The sequence below is a fragment of the Mesorhizobium sp. B3-1-8 genome (assembly GCF_006439495.1).
Taxonomy (GTDB): domain Bacteria; phylum Pseudomonadota; class Alphaproteobacteria; order Rhizobiales; family Rhizobiaceae; genus Mesorhizobium.
This window is the reverse complement of record NZ_VFTK01000014.1, coordinates 133563-153910: the sequence shown is the minus strand read 5'-3', so window position 1 is coordinate 153910 and position 20348 is coordinate 133563. Positions and strand designations below refer to the sequence as shown.

Annotated in this window: 20 protein-coding genes; 14 read left to right on the top strand and 6 right to left on the bottom strand. The window is 63.9% G+C overall.

Annotated features, from left to right (window positions below):
* Nucleotides 1-26 precede the first annotated feature (26 nt).
* Nucleotides 27-692: a peroxiredoxin gene (locus tag FJ424_RS15380; RefSeq protein WP_140647410.1), complete on the top strand. Its 666-nt coding sequence runs from the start codon at nt 27-29 to the stop codon at nt 690-692.
* A 132-nt stretch (nt 693-824) separates the two neighbouring features.
* Nucleotides 825-1967: an FAD/NAD(P)-binding oxidoreductase gene (locus tag FJ424_RS15375; protein WP_140654642.1), complete on the top strand. Its 1143-nt coding sequence runs from the start codon at nt 825-827 to the stop codon at nt 1965-1967.
* 44 nt (nt 1968-2011) lie between these two features.
* Here the strand turns inward: FJ424_RS15375 and FJ424_RS15370 are convergent, their stop codons facing one another.
* Entirely contained in the window at nt 2012-2449 is a 438-nt protein-coding gene (locus tag FJ424_RS15370) for a hypothetical protein (protein WP_140654644.1), read from the bottom strand.
* A 377-nt stretch (nt 2450-2826) separates the two neighbouring features.
* Between FJ424_RS15370 and FJ424_RS33615 the strand changes: the two genes are divergently transcribed.
* Entirely contained in the window at nt 2827-2979 is a 153-nt protein-coding gene (locus FJ424_RS33615; RefSeq protein WP_181166829.1) for a hypothetical protein, read from the top strand.
* A gap of 206 nt (nt 2980-3185) precedes the next feature.
* Nucleotides 3186-4205, top strand: a complete 1020-nt coding sequence (locus FJ424_RS15365) for an NAD-dependent epimerase (protein ID WP_140654646.1) — start codon at nt 3186-3188, stop codon at nt 4203-4205.
* Nucleotides 4206-4331: 126 nt separating this feature from the next.
* Here the strand turns inward: FJ424_RS15365 and FJ424_RS15360 are convergent, their stop codons facing one another.
* Entirely contained in the window at nt 4332-5645 is a 1314-nt protein-coding gene (locus FJ424_RS15360; protein WP_140643290.1) for an MFS transporter, read from the bottom strand.
* Between the two features lie 223 nt (nt 5646-5868).
* On the opposite strand from FJ424_RS15360, the gene cyoA reads away from it, so the two are divergent.
* From cyoA to FJ424_RS15325, 7 genes are read left to right on the top strand one after another with little or no spacing between them, the layout of a single operon-like run.
* Nucleotides 5869-7050: a ubiquinol oxidase subunit II gene (gene cyoA / locus FJ424_RS15355; RefSeq protein WP_140654648.1), complete on the top strand. Its 1182-nt coding sequence runs from the start codon at nt 5869-5871 to the stop codon at nt 7048-7050.
* 9 nt (nt 7051-7059) lie between these two features.
* Nucleotides 7060-9057 (top strand): cytochrome o ubiquinol oxidase subunit I, encoded by a 1998-nt coding sequence (gene cyoB / locus FJ424_RS15350; protein ID WP_140654650.1) that lies wholly within the window; start codon nt 7060-7062, stop codon nt 9055-9057.
* A 9-nt stretch (nt 9058-9066) separates the two neighbouring features.
* Nucleotides 9067-9693, top strand: coding sequence for a cytochrome o ubiquinol oxidase subunit III (gene cyoC / locus FJ424_RS15345; protein WP_140643283.1), 627 nt, complete (start codon nt 9067-9069; stop codon nt 9691-9693).
* Nucleotides 9690-10064 carry a cytochrome o ubiquinol oxidase subunit IV gene (cyoD, locus tag FJ424_RS15340; RefSeq protein ID WP_140643280.1) on the top strand — a complete coding sequence of 125 codons (375 nt, stop codon included), beginning with the start codon at nt 9690-9692 and terminating at the stop codon, nt 10062-10064. The genes cyoC and cyoD overlap by 4 nt, the downstream gene beginning before the upstream one ends.
* Before the next feature lie 59 nt (nt 10065-10123).
* Complete coding sequence (locus FJ424_RS15335) at nt 10124-10885, top strand: SURF1 family protein (RefSeq protein WP_140654776.1); 762 nt, start codon at nt 10124-10126, stop codon at nt 10883-10885.
* Nucleotides 10882-12234 (top strand): ATP-binding protein, encoded by a 1353-nt coding sequence (locus FJ424_RS15330; RefSeq protein ID WP_140654652.1) that lies wholly within the window; start codon nt 10882-10884, stop codon nt 12232-12234. Before FJ424_RS15335 ends, FJ424_RS15330 begins: the two co-directional genes overlap by 4 nt.
* Nucleotides 12224-12757, top strand: a complete 534-nt coding sequence (locus FJ424_RS15325) for a response regulator transcription factor (RefSeq protein ID WP_210239412.1) — start codon at nt 12224-12226, stop codon at nt 12755-12757. Before FJ424_RS15330 ends, FJ424_RS15325 begins: the two co-directional genes overlap by 11 nt.
* 21 nt (nt 12758-12778) lie before the next feature.
* Here FJ424_RS15325 and FJ424_RS15320 read toward each other — a convergent pair whose 3' ends face one another.
* The 4 genes from FJ424_RS15320 to FJ424_RS15305 all read right to left on the bottom strand — a co-directional run bounded on the left by FJ424_RS15320 (nt 12779) and on the right by FJ424_RS15305 (nt 16509).
* Nucleotides 12779-13525 (bottom strand): SDR family NAD(P)-dependent oxidoreductase, encoded by a 747-nt coding sequence (locus FJ424_RS15320; protein WP_140654656.1) that lies wholly within the window; start codon nt 13523-13525, stop codon nt 12779-12781.
* Nucleotides 13526-13620: 95 nt separating this feature from the next.
* Nucleotides 13621-15132: an altronate dehydratase family protein gene (locus FJ424_RS15315; protein ID WP_140654657.1), complete on the bottom strand. Its 1512-nt coding sequence runs from the start codon at nt 15130-15132 to the stop codon at nt 13621-13623.
* A gap of 188 nt (nt 15133-15320) precedes the next feature.
* Nucleotides 15321-15650 (bottom strand): L-rhamnose mutarotase, encoded by a 330-nt coding sequence (locus FJ424_RS15310; RefSeq protein WP_140654659.1) that lies wholly within the window; start codon nt 15648-15650, stop codon nt 15321-15323.
* Between the two features lie 184 nt (nt 15651-15834).
* Nucleotides 15835-16509 carry a GntR family transcriptional regulator gene (locus FJ424_RS15305; protein ID WP_140643267.1) on the bottom strand — a complete coding sequence of 225 codons (675 nt, stop codon included), beginning with the start codon at nt 16507-16509 and terminating at the stop codon, nt 15835-15837.
* Nucleotides 16510-16853: 344 nt separating this feature from the next.
* On the opposite strand from FJ424_RS15305, the gene FJ424_RS15300 reads away from it, so the two are divergent.
* Genes FJ424_RS15300 through FJ424_RS15290 form a run of 3 tightly spaced genes read left to right on the top strand, consistent with a single transcriptional unit; the run spans nt 16854 to nt 20316 of the window.
* Nucleotides 16854-18326, top strand: a complete 1473-nt coding sequence (locus FJ424_RS15300; protein ID WP_246677257.1) for a sugar ABC transporter ATP-binding protein — start codon at nt 16854-16856, stop codon at nt 18324-18326.
* The gene (locus FJ424_RS15295) at nt 18323-19321 is read left to right on the top strand and encodes an ABC transporter permease (RefSeq protein ID WP_246677256.1); all 999 of its coding nucleotides are present in this window, start codon (nt 18323-18325) and stop codon (nt 19319-19321) included. Before FJ424_RS15300 ends, FJ424_RS15295 begins: the two co-directional genes overlap by 4 nt.
* Entirely contained in the window at nt 19318-20316 is a 999-nt protein-coding gene (locus FJ424_RS15290) for an ABC transporter permease (protein ID WP_246677255.1), read from the top strand. The genes FJ424_RS15295 and FJ424_RS15290 overlap by 4 nt, the downstream gene beginning before the upstream one ends.
* Nucleotides 20317-20348: the final 32 nt, after the last annotated feature.

Here is a 20348-nt window from a genome sequence, read left to right as displayed (position 1 = left end):
AATTCCAACCGGAAAGGAACACAACCATGTCACTCCGTATCGCAGACATCGCCCCCGACTTCATGGCCGACACCACCGAAGGTCCGATTTCCTTCCATGAATGGCTGGGCAAGGATTGGGGCATCCTCTTCTCGCATCCGAAGGACTACACGCCGGTCTGCACGACCGAGCTCGGCTACATGGCGCGTCTGAAGCCCGAGTTCGACAAGCGCGGCGTGAAAATCATCGGCCTCTCTGTCGACCCCGTCGAGAAGCATGCAGGCTGGGCAAAGGACATCGCCGAAACGCAGGGGACGGCCCCCAACTTCCCGATGATCGGCGATCCGACGCTGGCCGTCTCCCAGCTTTACGACATGTTGCCGGCCTCGGCCGGCAACACTGCCGACGGCCGCACCGCCGCCGACAACCAGACGGTGCGCAATGTCTACGTCATCGGCCCCGACAAGAAGATCAAGCTGGTCATTTCCTATCCGATGACGACTGGCCGCAACTTCGATGAAGTGCTGCGCGTCATCGACTCCCTGCAGCTGACGGCCAAGCACCGCCTGGCGACCCCCGTCAACTGGAAGCCCGGCGACGACGTCATCATCGCTGGCTCGGTGTCGAACGACGAGGCCAGGCAGCTCTATCCGCAGGGCTGGAAGGAACCCAAGCCCTACATTCGCATCGTGCCGCAGCCCGTCCTCACCTGACGAGTGCAAGCGGCAAGCCCGCTAGGCCTTGGCGGTAAGGGCATCGACGGCGAGGAAATGGAGTCCTCGCCGCCACTTCAGGGAATGAAGATCAACCGGCGCTTGGCGCCAGAGACAGGGTAGGAAACTGAGATGAACACGGCAAACAAACCGCGCATCGTCGTCCTTGGGGCAGGCTTCGGCGGCCTTGAACTCACGACGCTGCTTTCCGAAGCGATGGGCGACGCCATCGACGTGACCCTGATCGACAAGAGCGATAACTTCATTTTCGGCTTCTCCAAGCTCGACGTCATGTTCGGCCTGAAGCAGCCGGAAGCGGTTCGCCTGCCTTATGCCAGCTTCGCCAAGCCCGGCGTGCGCATGCTGAAGCGCACCATCACAGCGATCGATCCGCAAAGCCGCCGTGTCGTCACCGATGACGGCGTGTTCGACGCCGACCATCTGATCGTGGCACTTGGCGCCGAATATGATTTCGACGCAACGCCTGGTCTTTCCGGAACCAACGAGTTCTATTCGGTGCCCGGGGCGGAACGGCTGCGCCACATGCTGCCAGGTTTCAAGAAGGGCAGGGTGATGGTGGGGGTCTGCGGCGCGCCCTACAAATGCCCGCCGGCACCCAGCGAATGCGTGCTGATGCTGCATGACTATCTGGTGCGGCAAGGCGTGCGCGAGGCTTGCGAGATATCGCTGGTGCTGCCGTTGGGCAGCCCGGTGCCGCCTTCGCCCGACACCTCGCTCGCCTTGCTTGCCGCCTTCGCCGAGCGCGGCATCAAATTCATCCCGGGGCGCCGTGTCGCCTCCGTCGACAACACGCGAAACGTGGCCGTCCTCGACGACGGCTCGGAAATGCCTTTCGAGCTTTTCCTTGGCGTGCCCAAGCACCGGGTGCCGCCGGTCGTGCTCGAAAGCGGCATGTCTGAAAACGGCTGGATTCCGGTCAATCCGCGTACGCTCGAAACGAAATACGAGAATGTCTACGCCGTCGGCGACGGCGCTAACACCGGCACGCCCAAGGCCGGCGTCTTCGCCGAGGGCGCCGCGCGGGCGGTGGCCAGCGCCCTCGTCGCAAAGTTGCGCCACAGAGGCGGTGGGACCCTCTATGATGGGTTCGGGACCTGCTATATCGAGTTTGGCGGCGGGCGCATCGGCAAGGTCGAGGTCGACTTCTTCTCGGGGCCCTCGCCGACCGGCAATTACTATGAGCCCTCGGTCACACTCCGTGCCGACAAGGAGATGTTCGGCGCGAGCAGGAGGTCGCGCTGGTTCGGCCTCTGACGAGAAGGACCTCGGCGGGCGCAGGCATCGTCGCGGCCTTTCAGCTATTGGCGGCCGGGGGGCAGCTCGAACAGGGTGGCGCCGTTCTCGCGCCCTCGGTCGACATAGCCGATCACGCGGAACCATCTCGCTACGTCGGGCCTGTCCAGCCAGCTGCGCGAATGTATGGGAAGGTTGCCGGCGAGCGCCTGGACATGGCGGATGTGGCGCTTGCAGAAGCGGACCGTCGAGGCGTTGAAGAAATCCTCCTGCGCGGCAAAGAGCGTATCGGCGGCGTCCGCATGCTCGTGCCAGGCAATGATCGCCACCGTCCTGTCGTCCTGGACGAGCGCATGCGCCCGGCCTTCCTTCAGGTTCATCATCAGATTGTCATAGGCGCTTTTGCTGTCCTTGCCGGCCGCCACATACTCGTCCGACATTCGCTTGGACAGGCCGTGGAAGACATCTTCCAGGTCTCCGACCGTCGCCGCGCGTGCTCTCATTTCTCCTCCTGACAGCCCGCTGGCAGTTTGCCCCAGTGAAGGGGGATCACCAAGAAAAGCAAATCCCCAATCGGGGCCGTGTGCGCAATCTCATTCCACGCGGGCGGGTTCGACCCATGTCCACGTCCCCATATAAGCGTTGGCTTGAGATTGAGCTTCCTGTGTCGGACACTGATGGTTTCCGGGCCCGTCCGGCCCGCATCGGTCCATGGCGGCGATGATCGATCTGATCGAAACCATATGCAAGGCGGCCTTCGTCCCGGAGCGGTGGAACTCAGTGCTCCAGAAGGCGAGCGGCCTGTCGAACTCGGCCAGCGCTCAGATCTTCGACGCCGGCGGAGGCACGGCTGGCAGCCGATCTTGCCGCCGGACTCACTTTGGCGGAAACGGCCGCGCGGGGCGGCATCACCGTCAAATCCGCCCGCACCTATCTCGAGCGCGTCTTCCAGAAAACCGGCACCCATCAGCAGAGCCAGCTGCTCGCCATGTTGAAGACTCTGCAGCCGCTGGCTCTACCGCCGGCGCGATGACAGGGAGCTGCCTGGGAAATGGCAGAAGACAGCGTATCGTTGAATTCGACGCCGGCCTGCCATAAAAGGCGCAAGTCTCGACCAGCCTGAGGAATTCAAGGCGTGCCCGAACCTGTCGCCAAGATCGGCCTGGGCTGCGTTGATCCGCAGACTGTCCGCGGGCGATTGGTCGGTAAATGGTCTGGCTACAGCGTTAGGGGTATGCATTGACGTCGAGCAGGCCGATCCTGATCACCGGCGCAGCCGGCTTCATAGGTTTTCACCTTTGCCAGAGGCTGCTTGCCGAAGGCCGGCAGGTTGTCGGCCTCGATTCCATGAACGAGTATTACGACGTCGCGCTGAAGCAGGCGCGGCTCGAGCGGCTGAAGGCGTTCCCGAATTTTCGTTTCGAGCATGTCGATCTCGCCGACCGCGATGGCATCTCGAGGGTCTTTGCGTCGGTCGCGCCGGAGATCGTCGTCAACCTCGCCGCGCAGGCAGGCGTCCGCTATTCGCTGGTCAATCCGCACGTCTATGCGCAAAGCAATCTCAACGGCTTCCTCAACATCCTGGAAGGGTGCCGGCAGGCATCGGTCGGCCATCTCGTCTACGCTTCGTCGAGCTCGATCTATGGCGGCAGCACGCGCATGCCGTTTTCGGTGCATGATTCCGCCGACCATCCCCTCAGCCTCTATGCCGCCAGCAAAAAGGCGAACGAGCTGATGGCCCACACCTACAGCCATCTGTTCGGACTGCCGACGACGGGCTTGCGTTTCTTCACCGTCTACGGTCCATGGGGACGGCCCGACATGGCCTTGTTTATCTTCACCAAGGCCATCCTCGCCGGCCAGCCGATCGACGTTTTCAACCATGGCAACATGCAGCGGGATTTCACCTACATCGACGACATCGTCGAGGGGGTGGTCCGCGTCATGCAGCATCCCGCGACACCCAACCCCGATTGGAAAAGCGCTGCGCCGGACCCGGCGACGAGCACCGCGCCGTTCAGGATCCACAACATCGGCGACAGTTCACCCGTCGAGCTCAGCCGGCTCATCGACGTGCTGGAAGACGCGCTTGGGCGCAAGGCGATCCGCAACATGATGCCGCTCCAGCCGGGCGACGTTCCGGCGACCTTCGCCGATGTCACCTCGCTCGAAGAGGTGATCGGCTTCAAGCCCAGGATCCCGATCGAGATCGGCGTCCCGCGCTTCGTGGAATGGTACCGGGATTTCTACCAGGTCTGATTGGGCGCCTGCGGCGATCTACTAATGCATGTCGCGCAAAAGTGTGCAGCGGTTTTGCGATAACGACATGCATGAAAACAAAGCCTTAAAAGCGCGTCACCTGAATCCGCTTCAGCGCGACGCGCTTTAGCGGTCGGTCGTGGACGCTTGCCTGTCGATCCAGAGCGCGATCAGCGTGCAGGCGGCGCCCGAAAGCAGGTAGGCGCCGGCGGCGATAAGGCCGAAATTGCCGGCCAGGAGCAGCGCGGCAAGCGGCGCGAAGCCGGCGCCGAACATCCAGGCCAGGTCCGATGTCACCGCCGAGCCGGTATAGCGGTGCTGGCGCGAGAAGCTCGATGCCACGACGCCCGAGGACTGCCCGAAGCTTAAGCCCAGCAGGATGAAGCCGAGCACCATGAACACCGTCTCGCCGACGGTGCCGCCGTTGAGAAGCTGTGGGGCAAAGCCGCTGAAAGCGGCGATGGCGACGGCGCCGCCGCCGAGCAAGGCACGACGTCCGACACGGTCGGCCAGCGGCCCCGATGCGACGATGGCCGCGATGCCGAACAGCGCGCTCACCGCCTCGATGACCAGGAAACGTTCCGGGCCCTCATTGGTGAACAGGAACACCCAGGATAGCGGGAACACCGTCACCATATGGAACAGGGCAAAGCTCGCCAGCGGCGCGAAGGCGCCGACCACGACGTTGCGTCCTTCAGTCCGAACCATCTCCCTGATGCGCGTCGGCTGCAGGTCGCCGCTCTCGTAGAGTTTCGAGAATTCGGGCGTGACCACGATGCGCAGCCTGGCAAACAGCGCCACGACGTTGATGGCGAAGGCGACGAAGAAGGGATAGCGCCAGCCCCAGGCAAAGAAATCGTCGGCCGAGAGGTTGGCGACGAAGAAGGCAAACAGCGAGCTTGCCACGATGAGCCCGATCGGCGCGCCGAGCTGCGGGATCATCGCATAGATGCCGCGCCGGTTCTGCGGCGCATTCAGCGCCAGGAGGGAGGGCAGTCCGTCCCATGTCCCGCCGAGCGCCAGGCCCTGCAGGAAGCGGGTGAGCGCCAGCAGCCAGGCGGCGACCGCGCCGACATCCTCATAGGAGGGCAGGAATGCCATGGCGACCGTCGAGGTGCCGAGCAGGAACAGCGCAATCGTCAGCTTGGCGCCGCGGCCATAGGCGCGGTCGATCGCCATGAACAGCACGGTGCCGAACGGGCGCGCGATGAAGGCCAGCGCGAAGATGGCGAAGGAGTAGAGCGTTCCGACCAGCGGGTCGTGCGTTGGGAACACAAGCTTGGGGAACACGATCACGGAAGCGATGGCATAGACGAAGAAATCGAAGAATTCCGACGTCCTGCCGATGATCACGCCGACCGCGATATCGCCCGCGCTGACCTGGCCGTGATGCGAGCCGATCAGCCTGCTGTCCGTTTCGGAAGTCGAAGTTTCAGCCATCGTTTCCGTCGCCACCGAGCTCAAGTTCGGAACGCGATTGTCGTCGTCCCGATGCGATGTTGTCGTCATCCAATTATGCGTGCACACTTTCGCGAAAGCCATACCGACTGGGCATTGGACAAATTGTCCAATGTCGTCGCCGTGCCTGCGGCAGTAGCCGTTGGTCGATATCGCATCGCAACCTGCAGAGATCCTGCTGCAGGGCCATCGAGGGCAGCGTTTGATGAGACGATCCGGAGCCTTGCTTCTTTTTCCGCTCGCGGTGCTGCTGAGCGGCTGCGATCTGGTCGTGCTGGTGCCCGCGGGCGACGTGGCAGTGCAGCAGCGCGACCTGCTCGTCGTCTCCACCCTGCTGATGCTGCTCATCATCGTGCCCGTCATGGCGCTGACGGTGCTGTTTGCCTGGCGCTACCGGCAATCCAGCACCACGGCGACCTATACGCCGGACTGGGACCATTCGACCAAGCTGGAACTGGTGATCTGGGCGGCACCCCTGCTCGTCATCATCTGCCTGGGCGCGCTCACCTGGCTCGGCACGCATCTGCTCGATCCCTACCGGCGCATCGACCGGATCGAACCAGGACAGCCGGTCACCCAGAACCACAAGCCGCTCAAGGTCGAGGTCGTCGCGCTGGATTGGAAATGGCTCTTCATCTATCCCGATTACGGCATTGCCTCCGTCAACGAGTTGGCGGCGCCGGTCAACCAGCCGATCGACTTCCGCATTACCTCCTCGACGGTGATGAACTCCTTCTACATTCCAGCTCTTGCCGGGCAGATCTACGCCATGCCCGCTATGGAAACGAAGCTGCACGCCGTCATCAACCGTCCGGGAACCTATACCGGCTTTTCGGCCAACTACAGCGGCGCCGGCTTCTCCGGCATGCGCTTTGCCTTCCACGGCCTCTCCGACCAGGCCTTCGCCGATTGGGTGACGCAGACCAAGAGCGCGCAGGCCACGCTCAACCGAGACAGTTATCTCGAGCTCGAACGTCCGAGCGAGAACGAGCCGGTCCGCCATTACGCCTCCGTCGATCCCGACCTCTTCGGCGCCATCCTCAATTTGTGCGTCGAGCGCGGCAAGATGTGCATGAACGAGATGATGTCGATCGACGCCAAGGGCGGCCTGGGGCTCGCCGGCGTGCGCAACACCCTGCCGCTGCAATATGACAAGCTTGCCCGGCGCGGCGCGGTGTTCGGCAACGATCCGTCCTATGTCGCAAGCATCTGCACGGCGGAGGAAGCAGCCGCCGCCTCGCGCGCGGCCCGCGATGCCGACGCGAAATACTGGCCGGTGCGCGATCTTTCGCCATTGCGCGGGGCGGGGCTGCTCAGTCCAGGGGCAGGCAGCCGCCGCGCCGACGCCGAGACGCCGTCGCTCGGCCTGCTGCGCTTCGAATTGTGAGGATGGCGGATGCCTGAGACGCTGACCAAATTCATCTTCGGCCGCCTCACTCTGGAGTCGCTGCCACTGCACGAGCCGATCGTCGTCGGCACCTTCATCGTGGTGGCGCTCGGCGGTGTCGCTGTTCTTGGCGCCATCACGTATTTCAAGCTCTGGGGCTATTTGTGGCGCGAGTGGTTCACCAGCGTCGACCACAAGAAGATCGGCGTCATGTACATGGCGCTCGGCCTCGTCATGCTGCTGCGCGGCTTCTCCGACGCCATCATGATGCGCCTGCAGCAGGCCATCGCCTTCAACGGTTCCGAGGGCTATCTCAACGCCCATCACTACGATCAGATCTTCACCGCCCATGGCGTGATCATGATCTTCTTCGTGGCGATGCCTTTCGTCACCGGGCTGATGAACTTCGTCGTGCCGCTGCAGATCGGCGCGCGCGACGTCTCCTTCCCCTTCCTCAACAATTTCAGCTTCTGGATGACGGTCGGCGGCGCCATCCTGGTCATGGCCTCGCTGTTCGTCGGCGAATTCGCCCGCACCGGCTGGCTGGCCTATCCGCCGCTCTCCGGCATCAACTACAGTCCCGACGTCGGCGTCGATTACTACATCTGGGCGCTGCAGGTCGCCGGCGTCGGCACGACGTTGTCCGGCATCAACCTGATCTGCACCATCATCAAGATGCGCGCCCCCGGCATGACGATGATGCGCATGCCCGTCTTCACCTGGACCTCGCTCTGCACCAACGTGCTGATCGTGGCGTCCTTCCCGGTGCTGACGGCGGTGCTGACGCTGCTCGCGCTCGACCGCTATGTCGGCACCAACTTCTTCACCAACGACTTCGGCGGCAACCCGATGATGTATGTGAACCTCATCTGGATATGGGGTCACCCGGAGGTCTACATCCTCATCCTGCCGTTATTCGGCGTCTTCTCCGAGGTCACCTCGACTTTCTCCGGCAAGCGCCTGTTCGGTTACACCTCCATGGTCTACGCCACGGTGGTCATCACCATCCTGTCGTATCTCGTCTGGCTGCACCACTTCTTCACCATGGGCTCCGGCGCCAGCGTCAATTCCTTCTTCGGCATCACCACGATGATCATCTCGATCCCGACCGGGGCGAAGATATTCAATTGGCTGTTCACCATGTATCGCGGCCGCATCCGCTTCGAACTGCCGATGATGTGGACGGTAGCCTTCATGCTCACCTTCACCGTCGGCGGCATGACCGGCGTGCTGCTTGCCGTGCCACCGGCCGACTTCGTGCTGCACAACAGCCTGTTCCTGATCGCGCATTTCCACAACGTCATCATCGGCGGCGTGCTGTTCGGCCTGTTCGCCGGCATCGCCTATTGGTGGCCGAAGGCCTTCGGCTTCAGGCTCGATCCGTTCTGGGGCAAGGTCTCGTTCTGGTGCTGGGTGCTCGGCTTCTGGTTCGCCTTCATGCCGCTCTATATCCTCGGCCTGATGGGCGTGACGCGCCGCATGCGCGTGTTCGACGATCCCTCGCTGCAGATATGGTTCGTCATCGCCGCCTTCGGCGCCGTGCTGATCGCCTGCGGCATCGCCGCCTTCCTGGTCCAGATCTTCGTCTCCATCCGCAAGCGCGAAGCGCTGGCCGATCACACCGGCGATCCCTGGGATGGCCGCACCCTCGAATGGTCGACCTCCTCGCCGCCGCCGGCCTACAACTTCGCCTTCACGCCGGTCATTCGCGACAACGACGCCTGGTTCGACATGAAGAAGGCCGGCTACCGGCGCCCGCTGTCCGGTTTCAAGCCGATCCACATGCCGAAGAACACCGGCACCGGCCTCATCCTCGCCGTCTTCAGCGTCGCGCTCGGCTTCGGCCTGATCTGGTACATGTGGTGGCTGGCGGCGCTGAGCTTCGTCTGCCTCATCGCCACCGCGATCGGCCACACCTTCAACTATCACCGCGACTTCGACATCCCGGCTGCCGAGGTCGCGCAAACGGAAGAGGCGAGGACGACGCTCCTCGCCGCCCAGGGCTAGGGTTCGAGCATGGCATCGACTGCGATCACGGCCGATACCGCACCGGTCTTCCACCTGGAAGAGGAGCATGCGCACGCCGAAGGCGGCAGCACCATGCTCGGCTTCTGGCTCTATCTGATGAGCGATTGCCTGATCTTCGCCATGCTGTTCGCGGCCTATGGCGTGCTCGGCGGCAATTACGCGGCCGGTCCGGCGCCGAAGGATCTGTTCGACCTCGGCCTGGTGGCGGTCAACACCACCATGCTGCTCTTGTCCTCGATCACCTACGGCTTTGCCATGCTGACCATGGACAAGGGCCGCGTCGGCGCGACGCAAGCCTGGCTCGTGGTGACCATGCTGTTCGGCATGGCGTTCCTCTCCATCGAGCTATCCGAATTCGCGCACATGATCCATGAAGGCGCGACGCCGCAGCGCAGCGCCTTCCTGTCGTCCTTCTTCACCCTGGTCGGCACGCACGGCCTGCACGTGACCTTCGGCATCGTGTGGATGGCGACGCTGATGGTGCAGGTCGCGAGATACGGCCTCATCGAGGCCAACCGCCGCCGGCTGATGTGCCTCTCGATGTTCTGGCACTTCCTCGACGTCGTCTGGATCGGCGTCTTCACCTTCGTCTATCTGATGGGGATGCTCAGATGAGCGCGCATGATCATGCCGATCACGACCACACGCATGGCGGCGCCGCGCACGGGTCGCTGAAGGGCTACCTGATCGGCTTCGTCCTGTCGGTGATCCTCACCGCCATCCCGTTCTGGATGGTCATGAGCGGAGCCATCGACAACAAGCAGGCCACAGCCATCATCGTCATGGCCTTCGCGGTGGTGCAGATCGTGGTGCACATGGTCTTCTTCCTGCATATGAACCCCGCCTCGGAAGGCGGATGGTCGATGCTGGCGCTCATTTTCACGGTGATCCTCGTCGTCATCGTGCTCAGCGGCTCGCTCTGGGTGATGTACCACCTCAATGCCAACATGATGCCCGGGCTCCACGAGATGCGGGAGATGCCATGAGCCCCGTTTCGGGCGTGAGTGTGTCGGGTGTGGAGAGGGCCAAAGTCGAGGCAAAGGACATGATCGGCCGGACAAGTACTGGCTCTCATGCCACCCCGAAGGGCTCCGCGTCGCGATTCTTGCTTGCGCTGGCTGGGCTTCTCGGCGTCCTGGTGTTTCTCGGGCTCGGGATTTGGCAATTGGAAAGGCGGGTCTGGAAGCTCGACCTAATCGCCCGCGTCGACCAACGCATCCATGCTCCCGTCGTCGATGCGCCTGGTCCGCGGGACTGGAGCGGGTTGAGCGCGCCTGACTACGAATATCGCCATGTGCGGTTGACCGGGCGCTTTGAGGGCGGTGCCAACACGCTGGTGCAGGCGGTGACCGAGCTTGGCGGCGGCTATTGGGTGCTGACGCCGATGCGCGGCGACCGCGGTTTCACGGTCCTCGTCAACCGCGGCTTCATCCCGCAGGAACGCAAGGCCGAGTTCGAGCGGGAGGGTGGCGGTTTCGCCGCGACGGCGACGGTCGACGGGCTGCTGCGCATCAGCGAACCGCGCGGCGGTTTCCTGCGCAGCAACGATCCGGCGGCCAATCGCTGGTATTCGCGCGACGTCGACGCCATCGCGAAGGCGCGCGGCCTGGCGGATGTCGCGCCGTATTTCATCGATGCCGGAGCGTCCGAGCCGGCTGGCTGGCCGCGCGGCGGGCTCACCGTCGTCACCTTCCGCAACAGCCATCTGGTCTATGCTTTGACCTGGTTTGCCCTGGCAGCGATGCTGGCGACCGCCCTCGCCAGGCCGATCTTCGCCGGACGTCGGAAGCGGGACGCGGCAAGATGAACATCTCGATCGCGCGGTTTCATCGCGACAAACCGATCCTGACGGTTCCGGTCGCCGGACAGGGAGGCGCCGCCTCAAATTCCGACGTGACGAACAGGAAGAACCTGCTGCTCCTCATCCAGTTGCGCTGGCTGGCGGTGGCGGGGCAGGTGCTGACCATCCTGGTGACGCAATACTGGTTCGCGATCCCGCTGCCGCTCACTGAGATGGCCGGCGTGGTGCTTTTCCTCGTCGGGCTCAACATCTTCAGCCTGCTCGCCCTGCGCGGCAATCGCCGCATCTCCAACGCGCAGCTCTTCGTCGCGCTGATCTTCGACATGGCGGCGCTGACGACGCAGCTTTACCTGAGCGGCGGCGCCTCGAATCCGTTCGTGTCGCTCTATCTGCTGCAGATCACGCTCGGCGCCGCGCTGTTGGCGCCATGGTCGACCTGGCTCCTGGTGGTAGCCGCCTCGGTCTGCTTCGTCTTTCTCATCTTCGTTTTCCAGCCGATCGCGCTCCCGCATCATGGCGGCAGCGACCTCCTGGCGCTGCATCTGCGCGGTATGTTCATCTGCTTCGTGCTCGCGGCCGGCCTGATCGTGATCTTCATGACGCGCATCAACCGCAACCTGCGCGAACGCGATGCCTACCTCGCCGACCTGCGCCAGCGTTCGGCCGAGGAAGACCACATCGTGCGCATGGGCCTGCTGGCCTCGGGTGCCGCGCATGAACTGGGCACACCGCTCTCGACCATATCGGTCATCCTGTCCGACTGGCGCCAGATGCGCGGCGTCAAGCGCAACCGTGAGCTTTCCGAGGACGTGGCCGAGATGCAGGCGCAGATCGAGCGCTGCAAAAGCATCGTCACGGGCATCCTCATGTCCTCCGGCCAGGCGCGGGGCGAGGGCACGATCCGCACCACGATCCGCCGCTTCCTCGACGATCTCGTGCAGGAGTGGCGTTCCAGCCGCCAGCCTTTCAAGCTGGATTACAGCAACGGTTTCGAGCCGGACGAGCAGATCGTATCCGACACGGCGCTGAAGCAAGTGATCTTCAATGTGCTCGACAATGCGCTGGAAGCATCGCACGATTGGGTCGGCATCACTGCCGAGCGGCAGGATGGGAAGCTGGTGCTCTCCGTCGAGGATCGCGGACCGGGTTTCGACAAGGATATTCTGGCCGCGCTCGGCCAGCCCTATATGTCGAGCAAGGGGCGGCCAGGCGGCGGCCTGGGGCTCTTCCTGGTGTTCAATGTGGTGCGCAAGCTCGGCGGCGACGTTTCGGCGCGCAACATGGCCGAGGGCGCCCGCGTTAACCTTTCGCTGCCGCTGGCGGCGCTGACCGATGGAGACGATCGTGAAATCTGATCGATCCTTGTTTGTCGTGGAGGACGACGCAACCTTCGCGCGGACGCTCAAGCGTTCCTTCGAAAAGCGTGATTACGATGTCGTGGTCTGCCACGACCGCGAGGCGCTGCTGGTCGCGTTGGAAACGGCCGTTCCGGTCTACGCCGTCGTCGATCTCAAGCTTGGAGCGGGATCGGGTCTCGAATGCGTCAAACTGCTCAGCGCCCGCAATCCGTCGATGCGGATCGTCGTGCTGACGGGATTTGCCAGCATCGCCACGGCTGTCGAGGCGATCAAGCTCGGCGCGTGCCATTATCTGGCCAAGCCCGCCAACACCGATGACATCGAAGCCGCCTTCGGCCGCGCCGAGGGCGACGTTTCGGTGCCGCTCACCAGCCGCCCCACCTCGATCAAGAACCTCGAATGGGAGCGCATCCACGAAACGCTGGTTGAGACCGGCTTCAACATCTCCGAAACCGCGCGCCGGCTTGGCCTGCACCGGCGCACGCTTGCCCGCAAACTCGAGAAGCGCGTGGTGCAGTAGCGCAACTTTTCCTGGAATTGCTCAGTAGGTGGTGCGCCCGCCCGACAGGTCGAATGTCGAGGCGGTGGTGAAGCTGTTTTCCTTCGAGACCAGCCACGCGACCATCGCGGCGGCTTCGTCGACTTCGAGCAGGCGGCCGCGCGGAATGCGCGAGCGCATGTATTCGATATGCTCGGGCGTCAGCTGGTCGAGGATGCGTGTCTGCGCGGTTGCCGGCGAAATGCAGTTCACGGCGATGTCGTATTGCGCCAGCTCCTTGCCGAGCGACTTCGTCAGGCCGATGACAGCTGCCTTCGAGGCCGAATAGGCGGCGGCATTCGGGTTGCCTTCCTTGCCGGCCACCGAAGCGATGTTGACGATGCGGCCGTAATTGCGCTCCTTCATGCCGGGCACGACGGCGCGGTTGACGTAGAATGTGCCGTTGACGTTGATGTCGATGATCTTCTTCCAGACGTCGACGTCATAGACATCGAGCGGCGCCGCCGGGCCGGCGATGCCGGCGGAGTTCACCACGATGGATATCTTGTCGGCGATCTCCTCGGTCCTGGCGCGGGCTGCATCGACCGCGTCCCAGTCGGCGATATCGACCACCAGCGTCGTGGCGGCCTTGCCGAGCTCCTGTCTGGCGGCATCGAGGCGCGCCTCGTCGAGATCCCAAAGCGTGACCGTGGCGCCCGAGGCGACGAAGCGCTTGGCCATGGCGAAGCCGAGGCCCTGGGCGCCGCCGGTCACCACCGCGTGCTGACCGTCCAGATCGATCCTGTTCATATCGGGCGTTTCCTCCAGTCTGATTTATCGGGGATATTTCGGAAGTCGGTCGCAACAAGCCGGAATGCCTGAACCTCCGATCCGGCGTCGCGACGTTACATGGTGGCGCCGAGGCTCCACGGCACGAATTCATTGTCGCCATAGCCAAGCGCCTCGGATCTGGTGCGTCCGCCGGAAGCCACCCGCAGGATCTCCGCGAAGATTTCCTCGCCCTTCCGTGCCAGCGTCACGCCGTCCAGTATGTCGCCGCAGTTGATGTCCATGTCGTCGCGCATCTGTTCGAAGATGAACGAGTTGGAGGCGAGCTTGATCGAAGGTGTCGGCTTGCAGCCGAAGGCCGAGCCGCGCCCGGTGGTGAAGCACAATATGTTGGCGCCGCCGGCGACCTGGCCGGTGGCCGAGACCGGGTCGTAGCCTGGCGTGTCCATGAAGACGAGGCCGCGCTCGTTGATCGGCTCGGCATATTCCAGCACCGCGCGCAGGTTGGTGGTGCCGCCCTTGGCCGACGCGCCGAGCGACTTCTCCAGGATGGTCGTCAATCCCCCCAGCTTGTTGCCGGGCGAGGGATTGTTGTTCATCTCCATGTCGTGCCTGGCGGTGTAATCCTCCCACCAGCGGATGCGCTCGATCAGCTTTTCACCGACCGCCCGGCTTTCGGCGCGGCGGGTCAGAAGATGTTCCGCGCCGTAGATCTCGGGTGTCTCCGAAAGGACGGCGGTCCCGCCCTGCGCGACGAGCAGGTCCACCGCCGCGCCGAGCGCCGGATTGGCGCTGATGCCGGAATAGCCGTCCGAGCCGCCGCATTGCAGCGCCAGCACCAGTTCGGAGGCCGGTTGCGGCGTGCGCCGCGCGGCGTTGACGATCGGCAGCATCTCGACGATCGCCTTCACGCCGGCATCGACCGTCTTGCGCGTGCCGCCGGTTTCCTGGATCGTCATTGTGCGGAAGGTGGCGCTCTCCTCGATGTCGTAGGACTGCATCCAGCGCGGGATCTGGAAGGCCTCGCAGCCCAACCCGACCATCAGCACGCCGCCGACATTGGGATTGGTGGCGAACCCCCATTGCGTACGCTTCAGGAGATCGTAAGCCGGGCCCTTGGTGTCGATGCCGCAGCCGGTGCCATGGACGAGCGAGATGATGCCGTCGACATTGGGATAGTCGCGCAAGATACCGGAGCGGTTGACCTCCTCGGCGATGAAGCGCGCGACGCTGGCCGAGCAGTTCACCGAGGTCAGCGTGGCGATATAGTTGCGCGTGCCGACTTTGCCGTTCGGCCTGCGATACCCCATGAAGGTCGCCCGTTCGCCGTCGGGAAGCATCGCCGTTTGGCTGGCGTCCGCGCCATAGCCGTAGTCCCGCTCGAAATCGCGCAGGTAGACATTGTGCTCGTGCACCCAGTCCCCGGCCGCGATCGCTCCGCGCGCGAAGCCGATGGTCTGGCCGTACTTCACGATTGGCTCGTCCGCGGCGATGTCGCGTATGGCCATCTTATGTCCGCGCGGGATTCGGGCCCGCGCCGCGACGTCGCCGGCCTTCTCGCCGGTCGCTAGCGGATCGACCGTGAGCAGGATGTTGTCCGCATGCGAAAGCTTGATGAAGCGTGCCATTGCCCAAGACTCTGAAGAAAATTCTCGCCGGCGCCGGCCACGAGATCACCGACTAGGAATACTAATATAATAGAATGACGGCGGTCAAGGCTGCGACCCACTGGGCTCAGTCGGAACCGCTGTCGTGGGGCATCATTCACATGCCCGCGCCGTCCCGCACCCGCGACCCGGTTGGCGTCGCGAGCGGTTCAGTCCAAGTGGAAGACTTCCTCCATCGCCGCCCACCACTCCCCTTGCGCGCGGGTGGCCAAGGGTTGCTGCATGGGGTCGCACAATTCCCACCATTTGCGCATCGCGGCCGATTCCCCCATCCGCGCGGCATCGGAGGCGAAATCGTCGCCGTGATATTCCCAACAGGCGAACAGCAGGTTCTCCGGCTCGCGCAGGAAGATGGAGTAGTTCCTTATGTTGGCGCGGCTGATGACCTCGAGCACGTCGGGCCACACCGCGGCATGGACGCGCTTGTATTCCTCGATCGCCTCGGCCTTCAGGCCGATGCAAAGCCCCATTCTCTTCATCAACTGGTCTCGCTTTGTTTGGCCGCGTCTTTTGTCGTCACGCAATTCCGGACGGAAAACCGCGTCACACCTTTCCTGGGATTGCAGAGCATGATCCCGAAAGGTGGGAATCGGTTTTCGGATAAGATCATGCTCCAACAAAGAGCTGGATCAGGATGGCGATTGAACGAAATGTCACCCTGATCTAGCCGAGGAGCTCGGCGGCGACTTCGAGCGTGTTGCGGAAGGATGTCTCCAAGTGGCTCTCCATCGCCTGCGCGGCGCCCTCGGCGTCCTGACGCTTGAGCGCGTCGAGAATGGCCTCGTGCTGCTCGATCGTCTGCTCGCCATAGCCGGGCTTGGGGATCGCGAGATAGCGGCCGCGATCCATCTGCGCCTTGGAGATGTCGACCACCCGCCAGATCGCCGGTAGGCCGCAGATCTCGGCTATGGTGCGGTGGAAGACGTCGTCGAGCTGGATCGCGACGGCATAGCGTCCGCGCGAAATGGCGAGCTTGTGAGCGGCCATGTTGTCTTCAAGGAGTTCGGCTGCCTGCGGCGTCATCTTGGCCGCGGCACGCCTGGCGCTTTCCATCTCCAGCGCCCGGCGGATGACATAGGCTTCCTCGAGATCGGCGCGGCTGATCGGCGCCACATAGGTGCCGCTCTGCGCCAGGATCTTGACCAGCCCTTCGTCGCTGATGCGCTTGACCGCCTCGCGCACCGGCGTGCGCGATACGCCGAGCGCCTCGGCAATCGCAACTTCATTGATGATCTCGCCCGGCTTCAGCTGTCCGACGACGATCAGGTTACGGATCTTGTTGTAGATCTGGTCGCGCAGCGGCAGGGCCCGATTGAGGGTTGAAGGGTCTAGATCCATGGAAAATCCCATCGCTCGTCCACGCCAATGGATAAATTATATTAGAATGCCAACCGGAATGCACGTATGCGCGAAGCCGGTTGCCTCCCCTGCAAAAAGCGCTCTGAAAACCAGCTTGCCAGAACTGTTATATTAGTGCAATAGTGCCCGCCGTCGCGATTATCGGCGTCGTGGCGAAAGCGTTTCAGGGTGCCCAAGCGTGGTTGCGCGAAGGCCTTCTTGGTCGGTTTGAGGGACCGGCCATGCGCTTGATACGGCCGATGATCCCGTGCCGTGGAGCGCCGGCCGTCTTGCCAGGGAGGACCAAGCCAGAAATGACTGCCGTGGCGGATTGTGCCCTGGACATGCGAGGCATCAGCAAGACGTTTCCGGGCGTGAAGGCGCTGTCGAACGTCAATTTCGCCGTGAAATTCGGCACCGTCCACGCGGTCGTTGGCGAGAATGGCGCCGGCAAGTCGACCCTCATGAAAGTGCTCAACGGCTCATACGCGCCGACCAGCGGCACGATCAAGGTCGGCGGCAATGAGGTGCGCATGCGCAAGCCGGCGGACGCGCAGGCGCTCGGCATCCGCATGGTTCACCAGGAGATCAATCTGGTCCCCGACCTGACTGTAGCAGAGAACGTCTATCTCGGCCGCATGCCCGGCAAATGGACCTGGCTGCGCAAGGGCGAGATGGCCAGGAAGGCCGCGGCGGTTCTCAAGGAACTGGGCGCAGCGATCAATCCGCGCGAACGGCTGGGCAACCTCTCGATCAGCCAGCAGCAACTGGTCGAGATCGCCAAGGCCTATGCCGCCCAGCCTCGCATCATCGTCCTCGACGAGCCGACATCGTCGCTAAGCGAGCATGAGACGGCGGCGCTCTTCCGCATCCTGCGCAAGATGCGCGGCGAAGGCATCGCCATCGTCTACATCAGCCACCGGCTGAAGGAGGTGCTCGAGATCGCCGACGAGGTCACCGTGCTGCGTGACGGCTCGATGATCGAGACGCGTCCCATCGAGGGGATCACCGCGGCCGAGATGATCCGGCTGATGGTCGGCCGCGAGGTGAGCAACGTCTTTCCCAAGAGCCCGGCCAAGATCGGCACATCGGTGCTGCGTGTCGAACGCATCGGCGACGGCGCGAGCTTCCGCGATATCAGCTTCGACGTGCGGGCAGGCGAGATCCTCGGCTTGACCGGCCTCGTCGGCGCCGGCCGCAGCGAAGTCGCGCGCGCCATCTTCGGCCTGTCGCGTCTGGCCGAGGGAAGCGTCAGCGTCAATGGCCGCAAGGTCGTCATCAGCTCGCCGTCCGAGGCGGTGCGAGCCGGCATCGCCTACGTTCCGGAGGACCGCAAGGGCGACGGCATCGTGCCCGGCATGTCGGTGCGCGAGAACATAAGCCTGCCTATCCTGCGCCGCCTGACCAGCTTCGGGCGCATCAGGGGCAGCGCCGACCGTTCCTTGTCGGCCCTTTACGTCAAGCAATTCTCCATCTCACCGCCGGATGGCGAGCGGCGCATCAATCTTCTGTCGGGCGGCAACCAGCAGAAGGCGGTCATCGCCAAATGGCTCGCGGCAAAGCCCGCCGTGCTGATCCTCGACGAGCCGACGCGCGGCGTCGACGTCGGCGCCAAGGCGGAGATACATCACATCATCGGCCAGCTCGTCGCCGACGGCATGGCGGTGGTGATGATCTCGTCGGAACTGCCTGAAATCCTCGGCGTGTGCGATCGCGTGGTGGTGATGCGGGACGGCCGCGCATCGTCACCGCTGACCCGCGCCGAGCTCAGCGAGGAGCGCATCATGGCGCTCGCGACCGGCGAGGAAGCGGCGTGACGGACGCGGCCATGGAGATCAGCGGCGTGAACCGCAACGACCGTTTTACGCGCGGCAGCAGGCTCGTCGATCTGCTGTCGAAGGCCGGCCTTGTGCTGGCCATCCTCGCGGTCATCCTCTACGGCTCGTTCGCCAGCCCGGCCTTCTTCACCGCCGGCAATATGCTCAACGTGCTGACGTCGATGTCGATCGTCGGCATCGTCGTGGTCGGCATGACCTTCGTGCTGGTGGTCGGCGGCCTGGCGGACCTGTCGGTGCCCGCCACCATCGCTTGCGGCGCGATCCTTTCGCTAGGGCTGCAGCCGCTGATCGGCCCCGTGCCGGCCTTCGTCCTTGCCGTGGCGCTGGCCGGGCTGATCGGCCTGCTCAACGGCGTTTTCGTCGGCTATGTCGGCATCAATCCGATCATCGCCACGCTTGGCGTGGGAACCATCGGCCTCGGCATCGTCCAGGCCGCGGTCGGCGGCGTCATCGTCTACGGCTCGAACACCGCCTCCGCCGAATTCGCCAAGGGCCGGCTGCTCGGCGTCCCGGTCGTGGTGCTGATCTTCCTGGCCGTCGCGCTGATCGGCCATTTCGCGCTTTCCAGGTCCTTCTGGGGACGCTGGACGCTGGCGACCGGCGGCAATTACAGCGCCGCCGAGGCCAGCGCCGTGCCCGTCAAGGCGGTTAAGGCCGGCGCCTTCGTGATCACCGCGCTCGCGTCCGGCATCAGCGGCGGCCTGCTTGGCCTGACCCTGCAGAGCGCGCGGCCGCTGATCGGCTCCGGCTACGAATTCAGCGCCATCACGGCGGTCGTCGTCGGCGGCGTCTCGATCATCGGCGGCTTCGGCTCGGTGCCGAGGGCCATCGCCGGGCTCGTCTTTGTGCAACTCCTCACCAATGTCATGGTGCTGCAGGGCGTGCGCACGCCGATCCAGGGTTTTGTGCTGGGCACCCTGATCGTCGGCGCGGTCGGCATGGACGCCGCGCTGCGCAAGCGGGGAGTGGCATGATGCGCCTCCTGGTCCTTGCCTCGCAATATCGCGTTCTCATCATCCTCGGTCTGACGCTTGTCGTCTCGGCGCTGGTCGTGCCGGGTTATCTGGCGCCTTCGACGCTCGGCCTCGGCCTCGACCGGGCCGCGACCATCGGCCTGATCGCCATCGGCCTGACCTTGCTTCTGATCGCGGGTCAGATCGATCTCTCCGGCGGCGCGGTGTTCGCGCTGGCCGGCATCGTCTCGGTCATCCTGCAGCGCGAGATCGGCATTCTGCCCGCGGCGCTCGTCGGCATCCTTGTCGGCGCCGTCGCCGGCGCGATCAACGGCGCCTTGGTCGTCGGGCTGAAGGTCAATTCGCTGGTGCTGACCCTGGCCACGATGCTGATCTTCCGCTCGCTCGCGCATTGGGTCACCAACAGCCAGCCGGTGACCGGCACCGACATCATGCTGTCGCTGGCGCTGGCCAAGATCTATCTTGAGATATTCACCATCCGCAGCGCGCTGTTCATCGTCCTGATCGTGTTGCTGCATGTCTGGCTGACGCGCACCATCCCGGGCCGCAACGTCTTTGCCGTCGGCTCCAATCCGGCGGCCGCCAAAGAAAGCGGCATCGCCTCGGACCGCATCGTCTTTCTCGGCTTCGTCTTCGCCGGCACGCTGGCCGGCCTCGCGGGCGTCCTCCAGAGCCTCGTCACCAACACCGGTTCGCCCGTCTTCGGCTCGGAACTGACGGTCGCCGTTATTGCCGCCGTCGTCGTCGGCGGAACCCGCCTCGAAGGCGGCAGGGGATCCGCGCTCGGCACGCTGGGCGGCGTGCTGACGATCGGTTCGCTGACCATCGCGATGGAGTTCCAGTCCGTACCCGCATACGTCCAGCAGGTCGTGTCCGGGCTGATCCTGATCCTGCTCGTCGTGCTCGATCGGGCCGTTACCACCAAGGGCAGGGCTCCGGGCACGCGCCCTGCGCTCGTTCGCGACAAACCAATCACTCAAGGAGGAAACGTATGATCGGGAGGAAACGTATGATTGGGAGGAAACCT

What these genes read in the sequence shown, in the direction of transcription:
- FJ424_RS15380 (WP_140647410.1), top strand. Translation starts at nt 27, where the DNA reads ATGTCACTCCGTATCGCAGACATCGCCCCCGACTTCATGGCCGACACC.
- FJ424_RS15375 (WP_140654642.1), top strand. Translation starts at nt 825, where the DNA reads ATGAACACGGCAAACAAACCGCGCATCGTCGTCCTTGGGGCAGGCTTC.
- FJ424_RS15370 (WP_140654644.1), bottom strand. Translation starts at nt 2,449, where the DNA reads ATGAGAGCACGCGCGGCGACGGTCGGAGACCTGGAAGATGTCTTCCAC.
- FJ424_RS15360 (WP_140643290.1), bottom strand. Translation starts at nt 5,645, where the DNA reads ATGGCTGAAACTTCGACTTCCGAAACGGACAGCAGGCTGATCGGCTCG.
- cyoA (WP_140654648.1), top strand. Translation starts at nt 5,869, where the DNA reads ATGAGACGATCCGGAGCCTTGCTTCTTTTTCCGCTCGCGGTGCTGCTG.
- cyoB (WP_140654650.1), top strand. Translation starts at nt 7,060, where the DNA reads ATGCCTGAGACGCTGACCAAATTCATCTTCGGCCGCCTCACTCTGGAG.
- cyoC (WP_140643283.1), top strand. Translation starts at nt 9,067, where the DNA reads ATGGCATCGACTGCGATCACGGCCGATACCGCACCGGTCTTCCACCTG.
- cyoD (WP_140643280.1), top strand. Translation starts at nt 9,690, where the DNA reads ATGAGCGCGCATGATCATGCCGATCACGACCACACGCATGGCGGCGCC.
- FJ424_RS15335 (WP_140654776.1), top strand. Translation starts at nt 10,124, where the DNA reads ATGATCGGCCGGACAAGTACTGGCTCTCATGCCACCCCGAAGGGCTCC.
- FJ424_RS15330 (WP_140654652.1), top strand. Translation starts at nt 10,882, where the DNA reads ATGAACATCTCGATCGCGCGGTTTCATCGCGACAAACCGATCCTGACG.
- FJ424_RS15320 (WP_140654656.1), bottom strand. Translation starts at nt 13,525, where the DNA reads ATGAACAGGATCGATCTGGACGGTCAGCACGCGGTGGTGACCGGCGGC.
- FJ424_RS15315 (WP_140654657.1), bottom strand. Translation starts at nt 15,132, where the DNA reads ATGGCACGCTTCATCAAGCTTTCGCATGCGGACAACATCCTGCTCACG.
- FJ424_RS15310 (WP_140654659.1), bottom strand. Translation starts at nt 15,650, where the DNA reads ATGAAGAGAATGGGGCTTTGCATCGGCCTGAAGGCCGAGGCGATCGAG.
- FJ424_RS15305 (WP_140643267.1), bottom strand. Translation starts at nt 16,509, where the DNA reads ATGGATCTAGACCCTTCAACCCTCAATCGGGCCCTGCCGCTGCGCGAC.
- FJ424_RS15300 (WP_246677257.1), top strand. Translation starts at nt 16,854, where the DNA reads ATGCGAGGCATCAGCAAGACGTTTCCGGGCGTGAAGGCGCTGTCGAAC.
- FJ424_RS15290 (WP_246677255.1), top strand. Translation starts at nt 19,318, where the DNA reads ATGATGCGCCTCCTGGTCCTTGCCTCGCAATATCGCGTTCTCATCATC.